This window comes from Motilibacter peucedani (assembly GCF_003634695.1).
Classification (GTDB): Bacteria; Actinomycetota; Actinomycetes; order Motilibacterales; family Motilibacteraceae; genus Motilibacter; species Motilibacter peucedani.
The window spans coordinates 275,797-290,515 of sequence record NZ_RBWV01000013.1 but is presented as its reverse complement, the minus strand read 5'-3'; the positions used below and the strand labels follow the sequence as shown (position 1 = coordinate 290,515).

At 75.6% G+C, this 14,719-nt stretch carries 12 protein-coding genes; 10 read left to right on the top strand and 2 right to left on the bottom strand.

The genetic code is table 11. The features are described from left to right. The first annotated feature begins 30 nt into the window (after window positions 1-30). The 5 genes from CLV35_RS14430 to CLV35_RS14410 all read left to right on the top strand — a co-directional run bounded on the left by CLV35_RS14430 (window position 31) and on the right by CLV35_RS14410 (window position 4,658). The gene (locus CLV35_RS14430) at window positions 31-333 is read left to right on the top strand and encodes a hypothetical protein (protein ID WP_147431979.1); all 303 of its coding nucleotides are present in this window, start codon (window positions 31-33) and stop codon (window positions 331-333) included. Next, complete coding sequence (locus CLV35_RS14425; protein ID WP_121194179.1) at window positions 330-2,024, top strand: WXG100 family type VII secretion target; 1,695 nt, start codon at window positions 330-332, stop codon at window positions 2,022-2,024. Before CLV35_RS14430 ends, CLV35_RS14425 begins: the two co-directional genes overlap by 4 nt. 74 nt (window positions 2,025-2,098) lie before the next feature. Beyond that, a complete protein-coding gene (locus CLV35_RS14420) occupies window positions 2,099-2,656 on the top strand; it encodes a hypothetical protein (protein WP_121194178.1) in 558 nt (185 codons plus the stop codon). 26 nt (window positions 2,657-2,682) lie between these two features. Continuing rightward, entirely contained in the window at window positions 2,683-3,978 is a 1,296-nt protein-coding gene (gene mycP / locus CLV35_RS14415; protein ID WP_183061988.1) for a type VII secretion-associated serine protease mycosin, read from the top strand. A 59-nt stretch (window positions 3,979-4,037) separates the two neighbouring features. Further along, window positions 4,038-4,658, top strand: coding sequence for a hypothetical protein (locus CLV35_RS14410; RefSeq protein ID WP_121194177.1), 621 nt, complete (start codon window positions 4,038-4,040; stop codon window positions 4,656-4,658). Window positions 4,659-4,677: 19 nt separating this feature from the next. Here the strand turns inward: CLV35_RS14410 and eccB are convergent, their stop codons facing one another. Then, window positions 4,678-6,096 carry a type VII secretion protein EccB gene (eccB, locus tag CLV35_RS14405; protein ID WP_121194176.1) on the bottom strand — a complete coding sequence of 473 codons (1,419 nt, stop codon included), beginning with the start codon at window positions 6,094-6,096 and terminating at the stop codon, window positions 4,678-4,680. A gap of 121 nt (window positions 6,097-6,217) precedes the next feature. On the opposite strand from eccB, the gene eccE reads away from it, so the two are divergent. Both eccE and CLV35_RS14395 read left to right on the top strand, forming a co-directional pair. After that, window positions 6,218-7,510 carry a type VII secretion protein EccE gene (gene eccE, locus CLV35_RS14400; RefSeq protein ID WP_183061987.1) on the top strand — a complete coding sequence of 431 codons (1,293 nt, stop codon included), beginning with the start codon at window positions 6,218-6,220 and terminating at the stop codon, window positions 7,508-7,510. Beyond that, complete coding sequence (locus CLV35_RS14395) at window positions 7,507-8,268, top strand: hypothetical protein (RefSeq protein WP_121194174.1); 762 nt, start codon at window positions 7,507-7,509, stop codon at window positions 8,266-8,268. The genes eccE and CLV35_RS14395 overlap by 4 nt, the downstream gene beginning before the upstream one ends. Window positions 8,269-8,300: 32 nt before the next feature. On the opposite strand, the gene eccD is transcribed toward CLV35_RS14395, so the two are convergent. After that, window positions 8,301-9,713, bottom strand: a complete 1,413-nt coding sequence (gene eccD / locus CLV35_RS14390) for a type VII secretion integral membrane protein EccD (protein ID WP_183061986.1) — start codon at window positions 9,711-9,713, stop codon at window positions 8,301-8,303. Between the two features lie 181 nt (window positions 9,714-9,894). On the opposite strand from eccD, the gene eccCa reads away from it, so the two are divergent. The 3 genes from eccCa (at window position 9,895) to CLV35_RS14375 (ending at window position 14,713) form a co-directional block, all read left to right on the top strand. Then, window positions 9,895-13,965 (top strand): type VII secretion protein EccCa, encoded by a 4,071-nt coding sequence (gene eccCa / locus CLV35_RS14385; protein WP_121194172.1) that lies wholly within the window; start codon window positions 9,895-9,897, stop codon window positions 13,963-13,965. Between the two features lie 137 nt (window positions 13,966-14,102). Next, a complete protein-coding gene (locus CLV35_RS14380; RefSeq protein WP_121194171.1) occupies window positions 14,103-14,414 on the top strand; it encodes a WXG100 family type VII secretion target in 312 nt (103 codons plus the stop codon). An 11-nt stretch (window positions 14,415-14,425) separates the two neighbouring features. Then, window positions 14,426-14,713, top strand: a complete 288-nt coding sequence (locus CLV35_RS14375) for a WXG100 family type VII secretion target (protein ID WP_121194170.1) — start codon at window positions 14,426-14,428, stop codon at window positions 14,711-14,713. Window positions 14,714-14,719: the final 6 nt, after the last annotated feature.

Below are 14,719 nucleotides of genomic sequence, written 5' to 3'. Positions count from 1 at the left end.
CACCGGCCGGCGAGTGGGTAGGGAGCCGTCGTGTCTGATCTTCGTGTCGACAGCGACGTGCTCCTCGACGCCGCCAGCGCCGTGCGCGACGCGCCCGCACCAGGCGTGCAGGCAGCGGGCGGCGCGGCGCCGGGAGAGGGCGCGGTCGGGCACGCCGACCTGGCTGGGGCGCTGTCCGCGATGTCCGCGGCCTGGAAGCAGGGCGTGACGGCCCTCGACACCGACACGACCCGCGCCGGCGACGGGCTGCGCGCCAACGCGCTGCGCTACGTCGAGACCGACCTCAAGCTGCAGGAGCAGGTCGACCGGATCCGGCGGGGGCTGCCCGAGTGAGCGGTCCTGACTTCTCGGTCCCCGGCGACCCCGGCGCCCTCCGCGGCTACGCGCAGGAGCTCCGCGGCGCCGGCACCGCCATGGGCGACACCGCGGCCGCGGTGCGCAAGGCGTCGACCGGCCCGTGGGAGGGCGCGGCCGAGCAGGCGTGGCGCGCCACCCAGCAGCGGATCGCCACCGCGTGGGAGGACGCCAGCTCCGCGATGTCGAAGGCCTCGACCGCGGTGGACCACTACGCCGACGCGCTCGAGTCGGCCCAGAAGAAGGCCGCCACGGCCCTGTCGAGCTACAACGACGCCGTCGCCGACACCAACAAGGCGGTCAACGACTACAACTCGGCGGTCAGCGCCGGCACCCAGACCGGACCCTTCACCGACCCTGGCGAGGGGAAGCGCACCGCGGCCCTCTCGTCGCTCTCCTCCGCCCGCGACGCGGTGGAGCAAGCGGGCGCGAACGCCGCCACAGCCGTACGCGCCGCAGCCGAGGTCGCGCCGACCTCCGCTGTCATGCAGGTGCCGTCCTCACCCTTCGGCAACGACGCCGTCACCAACGGCGACGGCGCCAAGGCGGGCGGCCCGGTGCCCGACCTCCCCACCGACCCCGCGGCTCTCAAGCGGCTCCTCGACCTCGCCCGCTCGTCCGGGATGTCGCCGGCGGACTACTCCGGGCTGCTGCGGCAGTACTGGGCAGCGGTCGCGGCGCAGAAAGCCGGCATCGACCTCGAGGCCTGGGACCCGACGAAGGGCGCGTCCGGCAACCCCGACGCGATCCTGGCGGTCTACCGCTACTACGGCAACCTGTTCCTGCAGCACCCCGAGCTGCAGTGGGCGGGGATGGCCAACCTCATCGGGCCGTCGTTCGCCGGCGGGTTCCTCGACCTCGACATGGTGCAGAACCTCGCCCGCGAGCTGCAGAAGCGCATCGACAAGCTGCCCGGCCCGGTGCGCGACGCCCTGCCCGAGGAGCTCAAGCAGATGGCCGCGCTGGCGAACGCCGGCGGTGACGAGGTGGCGTTCTACGAGAACACCTTCCTGGCCATGCAGAAGAAGATCTTCTTCGACCAGGGCGGCATGCACGAGGCCTACCTCGACGGCGGCATGGACGCCATCAAGGAGCTCCAGGACGCCGGCATCACCGACCGTGCCACGACCAACGCGTGGCAGCAGATCCACGACGGTGCCGCGACCGGCAACACCGCCCTGCTCGACGCCGGCAACACGACGCTGCTGAGCCGCGAGCAGAACATCATCATCCCGGACCAGTACGACGCGATGCGCAACCACCCGGTCACCGGGCAGGCCTTCACCTACCTGCTCACGATGGTCGGGGCGCCCTCGATCCCGGGGGCCCACACGCCTGCCGAGGTGAGCCCGCTGTCGGTCAGCGCCAAGGTGCCGGTCATCGACATCCCGTTCGTCGGGCACGCAGACGCGACCGTCACCCTCGACACCCCGCTGCCCGACTTCAACATCTCGTCGAAGGACCCGCGCTGGGACATGATCATCAACGATACGCTGCCGGCCTACACGACTCTGCTCCGCGAGCACCCGCAGGAGGTGAGGGACCTGGTGGCCTCTGACGTCGGCACCCGTGTCGACCAGCAGCGGCTCGCGTCGCAGTGGGACGACATCCTGCGTAGGTTCTTCACCGACTGGCACCTGCACGGCGGCTTCGACGTGACCATCGGATGAGTCGCCACACCTCCCGCCGCGCGCTGTGCGCGGCAGCCTTGTCCGCCGTCGTCGTCACCACTGGAGCATGCAGCGTGAGCGTGGGTAGCAGCACCGCCGACAAGGATCCCCTGGTCAAGGACGACAAGGTGACCCTCGACCTCACGCAGCGGCCTACACGGGCGAGCCTGCACCTGCGTGACGGCGAGCAGGGCTCGAGCGCCGCGGCGGCCGACTCGAGCAAGGGCATCGACGTCACGGTCCTGCTGCCTGGCGGGGGGTCGACCCGCATCACGGCGTACCGGCTGGCCATCCTCGCGGCCGGCGGGCCCAAAGCCGAGCCCAGCGAGCTCGTCGTGAACGCCAAGTTCCACTCTCGGGAAGAGCTCGGCAAGGCACTGTGGGCGCAGCAGTCAGTGCTGCGCCTGGACCAGGACGCCCTGACGCGGACCGCCGGACCGGAGCCCGGATCGACGGACGGCGCCGGCCCCGGCTCTGGGCTCGGGGTCGTGCAAGGTCTCCAGCAGGACTTCCTCACCCTGGACGTCGACGTGCGCGACGGCGCCGAGAGCGGCACGATCCTGGCGAACTACGACTTCGCCTTCGACCTGCCCCTCTCCGGCAGCGCGACCCCGTCCGCCTCGACGGGTTGAGCACCCTGGCCGGAGGACGAGTTCCCGTGCGAGCCCTGCTCCGCGCTGCTGCACTGCTGGCGGCGGCCGCAGTGCCCGTGGTAGGCGGCGTGCCTCTCGCTCCCGCACGAGCCGCCACCAGCAGGTGCGCCACCACGCCGGACCAGCAGGTCGCGCGCCCCTGGCAGCAGAGCCGCCTCCAGCCCGGGCGGGTGTGGCCGCTGACGCGCGGAGCGGGCGTGACGGTGGCGGTGATCGACAGCGGCGTCGACGCCACGTCGCCCCACCTGCGGGGCGCCGTCGACGTCGGACCTGACGTGCTCGGCCGTCCCGGTGGCGGGTCCGGCGTCGACTGCAGCGGGCACGGCACCGAGGTCGCGAGCCTGGTCGCCGGCCGGGTCCTGGCCGGTACGCCGTTCGCCGGCATCGCGCCCGAGGCCCGCGTGCTCTCGATCCGCCAGACCGAGCGGCTGGAGCAGGGCCAGCCGCGCGGCACGACCAACGGCATGGCGACCGCGATCCGGGCGGCGGTCGCCGCCGGAGCTCGGGTCATCAACATCTCCGCGACCGCGGAAGGCAGCACTCCGGCGCTGAAGGCCGCCGTCGACTACGCCGTCGCGCACGACGTCGTGGTGGTCGCGGCGGCCGGCAACGACGACGGCACCCGCCCGGCGGGCGACGACGGCTCGACGCCCCCGACCTACTACCCGGCGGCCTACCCCGAGGTCCTGGCCGTCGCCGCGACCGACTCAGCGGACGCGCGGGCCGACACCTCGCACGCCGCGGACTACGTCGACGTCGCGGCGCCGGGCCAGCAGGTCGTGGTGGCGGGCGCGAACGGTCCCGGCCGCTACGCCGTCGTGACCGGGACGAGCTTCGCGACTCCCCTGGTCGCCGGCACCGTCGCCCTCGTGCGCGCCTACCTCCCGCAGCTCACCGCGGCCCAGGTCGTCGCCCGCATCGAGGCGACCGCCGACGCACCGCCCGCGGGCCGGGACGCCGGGGTGGGCGCCGGCGTCGTCGACCCGTACGCGGCGGTGACCGCGGTCCTGCCCGCCGAGGGCGCGGCGGGGGTGCACAGTGCTCCCCCGGTGGCCGCCGCTGCACTGCCCGTCCCGAGGCACGCACACCGCACGTCGCTGATCGGCGTGGTGCTCGCCGCCGCCGGCCTGGGCGCAGCGGCCCTGCTGGCAGTGGTGGCGCTGGTCCTGCCGCGCGGTCGCCGTCGCGGCTGGGCGCCGGGCCGGGTGACCGCTCCGAGCGCCGCCGGCACGCTCGCGGCGCCTCGGGCCGAGGGCGCCGACGTGCTCGCCGGGATCCGCACCTCGCAGGGACCGCGGTAGGAGTGGCGGTCATCAAGGACGTGAGGTCCCCCAGGTGGCGCCGGACCCTTCGCCGCCAGGTGTGCACCGCCGCCGCGTACGCGCTCGTCGTCGTCACCACCGGCGCCTGCACCATCAGCGTCGGCAGCAGCACCGCCGACAAGGACCCCCTGGTCAAGGACGACAAGACCACCCTCGACCTCAGGCAGACGCCGACACGGGCGACCCTGCACATCCCCGAGGGAGCCGGTGGCTCAGGGTTCGCGGCCAAGGACGACAAGAAGGGCATCGACGTCACCGTGCTGCTGCCCGGCGGCGCCTCCACGCACATCACGGCCTACCGGGTCGCGACCTCAACTCAGACGAGCGACCCCGAGTCCCCCCCGAGCGTCGTCTACGTGAACGTCAAGTACCCCTCGGTCGAGAAGCTCTCGGAGGCCCTCTGGGACCAGCAGGGCGTGCTGCGCCTGTCGACCGACGATCTGACCCGAACGGTCGGACCGAAGCCCGGGTCGACCGACAGCGCGGCCCCCGCCACCGCGCTCGGAGTCGTGAAGGGGCTCCACGAGGGAGTGCTGATCCTCGACGTCGACGTGCGCGAGGGCGCGGAGGCCGGGTCCGCGTCGGCCACCTACAGCTTCTCGTTCGACATCCCGGTCTTCGGCAGCGCGACTGCGAGCCCGTCCGCCTCAGCGGGCTGAGGCTGACGCGCGCGGACGTCTACTGTCCGGTGGTCGACCCAGCAGTCGTCAGGGCCGCCGCGCGGCTGAGCAGCGGCCCCGCCGGGATGAGGCCCAGCACCAGCGGCGGCACCCGCAGCGGCTGGACCGAGGAGTAGCCGAGGGCGGCCACGGCCTCGTCGTCGGCCAGGGGGTAGCGCAGGCCTCGGTCGGTGACCAGGTAGCGGGTGCCGGACGACACTCCTGCGGCCGGCTCGGCGCGCACGTAGGCGACCGCTCCGGGCGACATCACCAGCGCGTCGCCCGTGGGCGTGGCGCTCCCGGCAGGGGCGGCCAGGGGCTGGCCGGCCGGCACCGACCCGGTGAGCCGCAAGACCGCCGGCCCCGCGCCGGAGGCCTGCACCCGGCGCACGACGCACACCACCCGGTGGCTCGGCGAGGCGTCGGCGGGGTGCAGCCGTTGCGCGGGCAGCGCGTCGATCCCGGGCACCGTCGCCGAGCGCGCCACCGACGGCAAGGCCGAGGCCGGTATCGACCGGGCCCGGGCGCCGGCGCTGCGGCTCAGGGCGAGCTCGGCGGCGACGGGCGAGACGAGGGCCAGCCCGCTGGAGGTCACCACGGCGTACTGGGCGCCGTCGGCGAGCTGCGCGACGACCACGTCACCGACGACGGTGGCCGCACCGGCGACCGCCGGGCCGGGCGCACCGCGCCGGGCCAGCGCCGGGAAGACCAGGTCGGCGCCCTGCGGCACGCTGTCGAGCCACGCGGCCCCGACCACGCGGGCCGGCTCGTCGGCCAGCCCCAGCGCCGCAGCGGCGCGCAGGTCGGCGATGCGGTGCCGGGCGCCCGCCCACACGACCCACAGCGAGGTGTCGCGCCCGCCGGCGCTGACGAGCAGGCCCTGGTCCTCGGTGGCCGCTGTCCCCGTCGGCGCCTGCCCCGCCAGCACCACGGTCCGGCGCTGCTGCTGCACCCGGCCGGCGACGTCGAGCACGGGCGCCGTGCACACCGACCAGGGCCCGGTCGTGAGCTTCTTGGCGCTGGGCAGCGAGTCCGGCGCGTCCTGGATGCCCATCGTCGAAGGAACGCGGGGCACGCCGTGCAGCGAGGCGCGCGAGACCTTCGACGTGCCCGCCTGGCCGCCGACGGCGAGCCGCGCGGAGGTGTAGTTGAGCGCCGGGTGGAGGGCGCCGGCGTACCACGCGTATCGCGCTCCCGTGTCCTTCTCGATCACCACGGTGTCGCTGCGCTTCCAGCCCTTGGCGCTGCCCGGGCTCACCAGGCCGGCCACGCCGAAGCCGGCGAGCGCGAGCACGCCGACCATCGTCCCGGCCAGGGCTGTGCGCGTCACGCGTGCCACGTGCGGGCCGACGGGGTCGGCGCTGCCTGCCACCAGGGCGTCGGTCGTGCGCCGGGCGAGGAACTGGTAGGCCTGCAACTGGTCGCGCCGCGAGCGCATGCGTACCTCCTTGCCGGCCCAGAGCGGGGCCTAGCATAAGCGCGGTCCGCGCTGCCGCTCCCGCGGTGGCCACGCTCTGCCAGCCGCACCGCGGCGGCCAGGTCCCGGGGGTGCGGTAGCAGTGGCGACCAGGACGGAGCGCGTACGCCGGTCGGAGTCCTCGCGGCGACGCCGGGCGCTCGGGGCACGCCGTGCGCCGCGCACCTCGGTCCGCCCGAGGGGTGCCAGCCCGCTCGGCCTCGGAGCCGCCCAGCTCGTGGCTGTCGAGGTCGCCGTGGCTGCCGCGCTGCTCGCGTTCGTGCGCTCGGTCTGGCTGGGTGCCGTCGTCGCGCTGCTCGCCCTCGTGGTGGTCCTGCTCAGCCTCGGTCGCGTGTCGGGCAGCTGGGCCTACCTGCACCTGCGTACGCGTCGGCGCTTCCGCCGCCGCTCCGCCTCGCGCACCGGCGAGGTCCGGGACCAGCGGTTGGCCGGCCTCGCAGGCCTGCTCCCGGAGGTCGAGGTGCAGGAGGCGCTCGACCGCTCGGGTGCCCGGATCGCCGTGCTCTTCGACGGTCGCGCCTGGAGCACGGTGATCGCGGTGGAGCCGACGGGTGTCGTCGTCGGCGCCGAGGCGGCGGACGCCGGGGTGCCGGTGGAGCTGCTGCGCGGGGTCCTCGACGACCCCGAGCAGCGGGTCGCGGCCGTGCAGCTGGTCACCGTGGCCGTCCCGTCGCCCGCCGCCAGGCTGCCGGTGTCCGAGGACCCCGCGGCCTTCTCCTACGCCTCCCTGCTCGCCGACGCCGACGCCACCGGCCTCGTCTCCCACCGCGGCACCTGGGTCGCGCTCCGGCTGGAGCCCCAGCGCTGTCCCGAGGCCGTGGAACGTCGCGGCGGGGGTGCGGAGGGAGCCCGGCGCACCCTGCTCGGCGCCACCGCCCAGCTCGTCGCGCGCCTCGACGCGGCCGGCGTGGCGACCTCGGCCCTCGACGCGCCCGCCGTCGTCGCCGCTCTGCTCGAGGCGGCTGCGGCCGAAGGAACGTCGCGGGAGACGCCCGGCCAGGACGCCGTGCCCACACCGCCGGAGTCCGGCGAGGAGCGGTGGGACCACTGGGAGTCCGGCGGCGTCGCCCACGTGAGCTGGGCGGTCCGCCAGTTCGGCCGGCCGGGCGACGCGTCGGCCCAGCGGCTCGCCGACGTGCAGGCCACCCGGGCCTCCGTCGTCGCGCACTCGGTGACCTTCCTGCCCACGGAGACCTCGGAGGTGCTCGTGCGCGCGTTCGTCCGCGTGGCCGCCCCGCTGCCCGTCCTGACCGACGCCCTGGCCCAGGTGGCAGCCACTGCCGGCCAGGCGGGCATCCGCCTGAGGCGGCTCGACGGGGCGCAGGCGCCCGCTGTGCTGGCGACCCTGCCGCTCGCGCCCGGCGGTGCGTCGTGAGCGCGCGTGCACCGCTCGAAGCGCCCGTGTTCCCCGCCACTCCCGAGGCGATGGCCCGGGCGGTCGTCCCGACGGCCGCCGGCGGGCTGCTGCTCGGCACGACCCGCTCGGAGTCCGGGAGCGCGCCAGTGGCGATCAGCGCCTTCAGCTGGACGCCGACCCGCCTGGTGGTCGACGACGTCGAGCTCGGGCGGATCATCGCGCTGCGGGCGCTGGCCCTCGGCGCCCGGGTGGCGGTCGGCACCACGCGACCGGCGGCCTGGCAGCCGCTGGTGCGCGTCGCTGGCGAGGCGGCCCACCGCATCACCGTCGGCGAGGGCATCTCGCGCGGCAGCGGCCTCGCCTCCGCGCAGTCGCCGGTGCTGCTCGTGCGCGACCGCATCAGCGACCCCCGCCGGGTGCCGGGTGCCCGCCAGGCCCAGAACGACCTCATCGCCGTCGAGGCGGCGGCCGCCGGGCCGTGGCGCTGCCTCGTCACCGTCACCCGGTCGGTGAGCGCGGTCGACCCGGCGGCGTCGCTGGCGCTCGGTCGGGCCCACGTCGCCCTGTTGGCGAACGGCTCCACCCCGCTGCTGGAGGCGTTCTGCGACGGGCTCGGGCTCGACCCGGCGGCGGCTCGGCGGATGCTTCCCGAGCCGGCCGCCGCTGTGGCCGGGCAGGACGAGGGGCCGGCCCACACGCATCTGCTGCTGGCCCGGCGCGGGCCGGTCACCCGGGTGCAGGTGGCGCCGACCGAGATCGAGCGAAGGATGCGCTGAGGGCCGTCACCGACCCGCTGGGCTCCGGGGCATCAGCCGCCCAGCCCGTGCATGTAGCCGTAGGCGCCGGGCACCGCCAGCGCGACCGGCACCACCGCGACGAGCGCGGCGATCTCGACCAGGTCGAGCAGGCGCCACCAGTAGGGGGAGGGCTCCCTGCCCACGCCCGCCACCGTCGCGAGCAGCACCACCAGACCGGCGATCGCGAGAGCGGGGAAGGCGGCTGCTGCACGCCCTGGCGCCCCGGCGTCCGCGGTCAGGACCGCGACGAGCACGCCGGCCACGGTCAGCCCCGCCAGGAGCAGGACGCCGCGCTCGCCGCGGGCGGGGTGCGTGCGCGCGCGCATGACGAGGGCGAGCGCCAGGATCCCGGCGAGCCAGCGCGCCGCGGTGCCGCCGGCCACCGCGAGGACGACGCCCGAGGCAGCGACCACCAGCGCGTCCGCCGCGAGCAGGGCGGTCAGCACGTCGGCCGCCGCCCGGCCCCGGCGCAGCGTGTCGACGCCGGCGAGCGCCTCGTCGTCGCGCGCCTGACCGGTGAGGTCCGCGGGGAGCCGCGGCAGCGGCATCCGGGCGAGCCGCAGGGAGAGCACCGGGAGCGCTGCCTGGAGCCCGAGAGCCAGCGCGCCGGTCACCGCGGCGAGGTTCTGCGGCTGGCAGCCGGTGGCGCTGGCGCCCAGCCCGGCCAGCGCCGCCACCAGCGCAGAGGAGCCGGCTCCGACGAACACCGGCAGGAAGTCCCCCACCGCGAGCAGTCCCAGCAGGACCGCGACGAGGCCCGTGCCGCCGGCAGCCGCCAGGGCCTCCCGCCCAGTGGCGGAGGAGCCGGACACGACCACGGCGGCGACACCGGCGACGGTCGCCAGCGCGACGGCGCCTGCCGCGGCGACGGCGCCGGCGACCGCGTCGCCGAACGCCCGGGACAGCACGCCCGCGACCGCCACCAGGGCCAGGGCGCTGCCGCCGGTCGCCGCGAGCACCGCGACGGCGGTGGTGCGGGACACCCCGGCAGCGTCGAGGGCGGAGCCGGCAGCCGCCGTGGCGGCGAGCAGGCCCAGCAGGCCGGCGAGCAGGCCGGCGGTGCGCGTCGTGGCGGGGGTCCAGCGGCGCTGCGGGTCGCCGGCCGTCGTCGCCACCGCGTCGACGATGTCGTCGAAGACCGGCGAGGGCTGGGCGCGCTCCCTCGGCGAGAGGTAGAGCACCTCGCCGTCACGGATCGCCAGCGACTCCACGGTGCGGCCGGCGTCCAGGGGCGGCGCGGCGAACCGGCTCAGCACCCAGCCGCCGTCGGCGTCGTAGGGCCCCGCCGCCTCCTCGCCCGTCACCCGCAGCAGGGAGGAGAGCAGCTCGGCGATCGTCGCCGCGTGCGGCAGCGCGAGGTCCACCCGGGTGTGGGGGGCGACGACCGTCACCCGTGCCAGGCCCGCCTGCTGTGTCGCCGCCACCGGAGCTCCGTCCGCTCGTCCGCCGTCGCGCAGCACGACCCGACGGGCCGCGCGGCGACATTGTGACTGACGGGCCCGACGGGTGACGCCGACCGGCCGCGACGGCACCCTGTAGGTCCCATGGGGCAGGATCGTGCGGCCGGTCCCCGTGCGGGGCGGCGCGCGAGGAGGGGACCCGAGGATGACGACCACCGTGTTCCGCCGCCCGCCGCGGCAGGAGGCCCCCTCCTTGCCGCAGGGCGACGTGGCGCTCGTGCCGCCGCCGCAGGTCCCTGCCGCGCGCCAGGGCTTCGGCCACCTGCTCGGGATGCTGCCCCTGCTCGCCGGGGCCGGAGCCATGGCGTTCATGTACGCCGGGCGCGGCGGCGGCCCGCTGACCTACGTCGTCGGCGGGATGTTCGGAGTGTCCATGCTCGGCATGGTCGCCACCAGCGTCGGGCGCCCGGGCGCCGGCAAGCGCGCCGAGCTCGACGACGAGCGGCGCGACTACATGCGCTACCTCGCGCAGGTGCGCCGCCAGGCGCGCTCCACGGCCGAGCGCCAGCGCGAGGCCCTCGCCTGGCGCCACCCCGACCCGTCCACGCTGTGGACCGTCGCCGGCGGGACGCGGCTCTGGGAGCGCCGGGTCGGCGACGAGGACTTCGCGGTCGTACGCCTGGGGCTGGGTCCCCAACGGCTCTCGACCCCGCTCGTGCCGGCCGAGACGGCCCCCTTCGAGGACCTCGAGCCGCTGTCGTCGAGCGCCCTGCGCCGCTTCGTGCGCGCCCACTCCGAGGTGCCGGACCTCCCGCTCTCGGTGGCGCTGCGCGCCTTCACCCGGGTCGACCTCGTCGGGGAGCGCGACCGGACCGCCGCGGTCGCGCGGGCGCTGGTGGCGCAGCTCGCGACCTTCCACTCGCCGCACGACCTCGCGGTCTGGGTGTGCGCCGCCCCGGAGCGCCGCAGCGACTGGGACTGGGTCAAGTGGCTCCCGCACGCGCACCACCCCACGCTGGTCGACGCCGTCGGGCCGGTCCGCATGGTGGGCGACAGCCTGCCCGAGCTCGAGGCGCTGCTGCCCGAGGCGCTGGCCGAGCGGCCCCGCTTCACCCCCGACGCCGCGCTCCCCCCGGACGAGCCGCACATCGTGGTCGTCCTCGACGGCGGCGCCACCGGCGCGGAGGCGCTGACCGCGTCGCTCGACGGGGTGCTGGGCGTGACCGTGGTGGAGCTGCGGCCCCGGGCCGACCTCGTCGGCGCCGCCCGCTCGGTCGAGTCCGACCGCTCGCGGCTGCGCATCGTGGTCGGCTCGCCCGAGGGCCCGACCCGGCGGGCGCCGCGGCGCGCCGGCGGGTCGCGCCGCCTGGGCGGGCCGCTCCCGGCCGACCGCACCGAGGCGCCCGAGGGACCGGTGGCGCTGGGCGTCCTCGGCTACGGCGGGGTCGTCGACAGCCTCGGCAGCGCCGACTCGCTCAGCGTCGCGGAGGCAGAGGCCCTCGCCAGGGTGCTCGCACCCGTACGCCTCGCCTCGAGCTCCGAGGAGGTGGAGCCGCTCGCCTCCGACCTGGGGCTCACCGAGCTGCTGGGCATCGGCGACCCGGAGCAGGTCGACGTGTCGCGCACCTGGCGCCCGCGCGCGGTGCGCGAGCGGCTGCGCGTGCCCCTCGGCATCGACGAGAGCCGGCTCCCGGTCGACCTCGACCTCAAGGAGTCGGCCCTCGAGGGCATGGGGCCGCACGGCCTGCTCATCGGCGCCACCGGCTCGGGCAAGAGCGAGCTGCTGCGCACGCTGGTGCTGGGTCTGGCGATCACGCACTCGTCGGAGACGCTGAACTTCGTCCTGATCGACTTCAAGGGCGGCGCGACCTTCGCCGGCATGGCCGACCTGCCGCACACCAGCGCGGTCATCACCAACCTGGCCGACGACCTCACGATGGTCGACCGCATGCGCGACGCGCTGCAGGGCGAGATGGTGCGCCGGCAGGAGCTGCTGCGCACCGCCGGGCGCTACGCCAGCGTGCGCGACTACGAGCGGGCCCGCGAGGCCGGCGCTCCGCTCGCGCCGCTGCCCTCGCTGCTCGTCGTGTGCGACGAGTTCAGCGAGCTGCTCTCGGCCAAGCCCGACTTCATCGACCTGTTCGTCGCCATCGGCCGGCTCGGCCGCAGCCTCGGCATCCACCTGCTGCTCGCGTCGCAGCGGCTCGAGGAGGGCCGCCTGCGCGGGCTCGACAGCCACCTGTCCTACCGCATCGCGCTGCGCACGTTCTCGGTCGCCGAGAGCCGGGTCGTGCTCGGCGTCCCCGACGCCTACACGCTGCCCTCCGTCCCGGGCTCGGGCTACCTCAAGGTCGACACGAACACGCTCGTGCGCTTCAAGGCCGCCTACGTCTCGGGGCCCGTGCGCGCGCGGCCGCAGCGCAGCGCCGTGGGCACGGGCTCGGGTCGCGCGGTGCTGCCCTGGGGGCTCGACCGGGTCGAGCCGGCGAGCGAGGCCGAGCCGGTCGCGCAGGAGCCCGAGACCAGCGACGTGCTCAGCGAGACCCTGCTCGACGTCGTGGTCGAGCGGCTGCACGAGGCGGGCCCGCCGGCCCACCAGGTGTGGCTGCCGCCGCTGACCGAGCCGGTCCCCCTCGACGACCTGCTGCCCTCGATCGGGGTCGACCCCGATCGGGGCCTGACGCCGGTGGCGTGGGAGGACGCGGGTGCGCTGCGCGTGCCCGTCGGGGTCGTCGACCGCCCCCTCGAGCAGCGCCGCGACCTGCTCGTCGCCGACCTGGCCGGCTCGGCCGGCCACGTCGCGGTCGTCGGCGGCCCGCAGTCGGGCAAGAGCACGCTCCTGCGCACCCTCGTCACCAGCCTGGCGCTGACTCACACCCCGCAGGAGGTGCAGGTCTACGCGCTCGACCTCGGCGGTGGCGCGCTCAGCGCGATCGCGGGGCTGCCCCACGTCGGCGGCGTCGCCCCCCGGCTCGAGGACGAGCGCGTGCGCCGCACGGTCGCCGAGGTCACCTCGCTGCTCGCTGCGCGCGAGCAGCTCTTCACCGACCGCGGCATCTCCTCGGTCGCCGAGTTCCGGGCCCGGCGCGCGGCGGGCGAGCTGGCGGGCGAGGAGCACGGCGACGTCTTCCTCGTCGTCGACGGCTGGGGAGCCCTGCGCCAGGACTTCGAGGGGCTCGACCTGCTGGTGACCAACCTCGCCACGCGGGGGCTGAGCTTCGGCATCCACGTCGTGCTGGCTGCCACCCGGTGGGCCGACATCCGCCCCGCGATGCGCGACCTGATCGGCACCCGGTTCGAGCTGCGGCTCGGCGACCCCTCCGAGTCGGAGGTCGACCGCCGCACGGCGATGCAGGTGCCGGCGTCGCCGGGGCGCGGTCTCACCCGTGACGGCTTCGCCTTCCTGGCCGCGCTCCCGCGCACCGACGGCGAGACGTCCGACGCCGGGCTCGCCGAGGCTGCTGCCCACACCGTGGAGGCGGTCGCGCAGGCGTGGTCCGGCCCCGTCGCGCCGCCCGTGCGCCTGCTCCCCCGGCTGGTGCCGCTGGCCGACCTCCCGCCGGCGCCGGCGTCGCCGGTGCGTGCCATCCGGTTGGGCGTGCGCGAGGCGGACCTCGGGCTGGTCACGGTCGACCCGGACGCCGACCCGCACTTCCTGTGCTTCGGCGACGTCGAGAGCGGCAAGACCGACGTGCTGCGGGTGTTCCTCGAGGGGGTCGAGGAGCGCTACACGCCCGACGAGGCGCGCGTCCTGCTGGTCGACTACCGCCGCAGCCTGCTCGACGTGGCCGAGGGCGAGCACCTGCTGTCCTACGCCACGTCGGCGGCCGCCCTGCGCCCGATGGTGGCTGACGTGCGCGCGTCCATGGAGCGCCGCCTGCCCGGACCCGACGTGCGCCCCGACCAGCTGCGCGACCGCTCCTGGTGGAGCGGTCCCGAGCTGTTCGTCGTCGTCGACGACTACGACCTCGTGGCGACCGCGACCGACAACCCCCTCGCGCCGCTGGCCGACCTGCTGCCCCAGGCGCGCGACCTGGGCCTGCACCTCGTGCTGGCGCGGCGCACGGGCGGAGCGGGCCGCGCGCTGTTCGAGCCCGTGCTCGCCCGGCTGCGCGAGGCGGGCACCCCGGGTCTCGTGCTCTCGGGCAGCCGCGACGAGGGCGCGCTGCTGGGCGACGTGCGCCCTGCGCCGCGGCCGCCCGGCCGGGGAGTCCTCGTGAGCCGCCGGGCCGGGGCCGAGCTGGTGCAGGTGGCGTGGCGTCCGCCGTCGGCCTGACACCTGTCGCAGTGCCTGCCCGGACGAGCACCACCCGGTCGGGTTCCGCGAGACCTGTTTGAGGTCGTTGCCCAGGGGTTAGGTGTCGAGGGCCGACCCATCCCGCGAGAGCGGCCGAGACGAAAGCAGGTGAAGCCGTGGCTGACTCGTACGGCACCCAACTCGAGACGATGCAGACCGCGTCGCGCCACGTGGCCGACGTGAACCAGCAGGTCCAGGCGCAGCTCAGCTCCCTGATGTCCAAGCTCGAGCCCCTGGCCTCGACCTGGAAGGGTCAGTCCGCGACCAGCTTCCAGGTGCTGCACCAGCGCTGGAACGAGAACGCCACCAAGCTCAACGAGGCGCTCCTGGCCATCAGCGGAGCCATCGCCGAGTCGCGGACGACCTACGACACGTCCGACCAGAACCAGCACCAGTCGTTCTCGAACATCACCAGCGTGCTGGGTTGAGGGGGTATTCCATGTCCGAGATCCTCGTGACCTTCTCCGCCATCCAGGGCGCAGAGGGAGATGTCGCCGCGACCTCGCAGAACATCAACGGCCAGCTCGACGACCTCAAGAGCTACCTCGCTCCGATGGTGTCGACCTGGACCGGCGCGGCGTCGGAGAACTACCAGGCGAAGCAGAAGCAGTGGGACGAAGCCGCTGCCGAGCTCAACGCGATCCTCGCGCAGATCGGCAAGGCGCTCGGCGACGCCGGGCAGGAGTTCCAGGCGGCGGAGAACTCGAACGCCAGCATCTGGGCCTGACCCGCC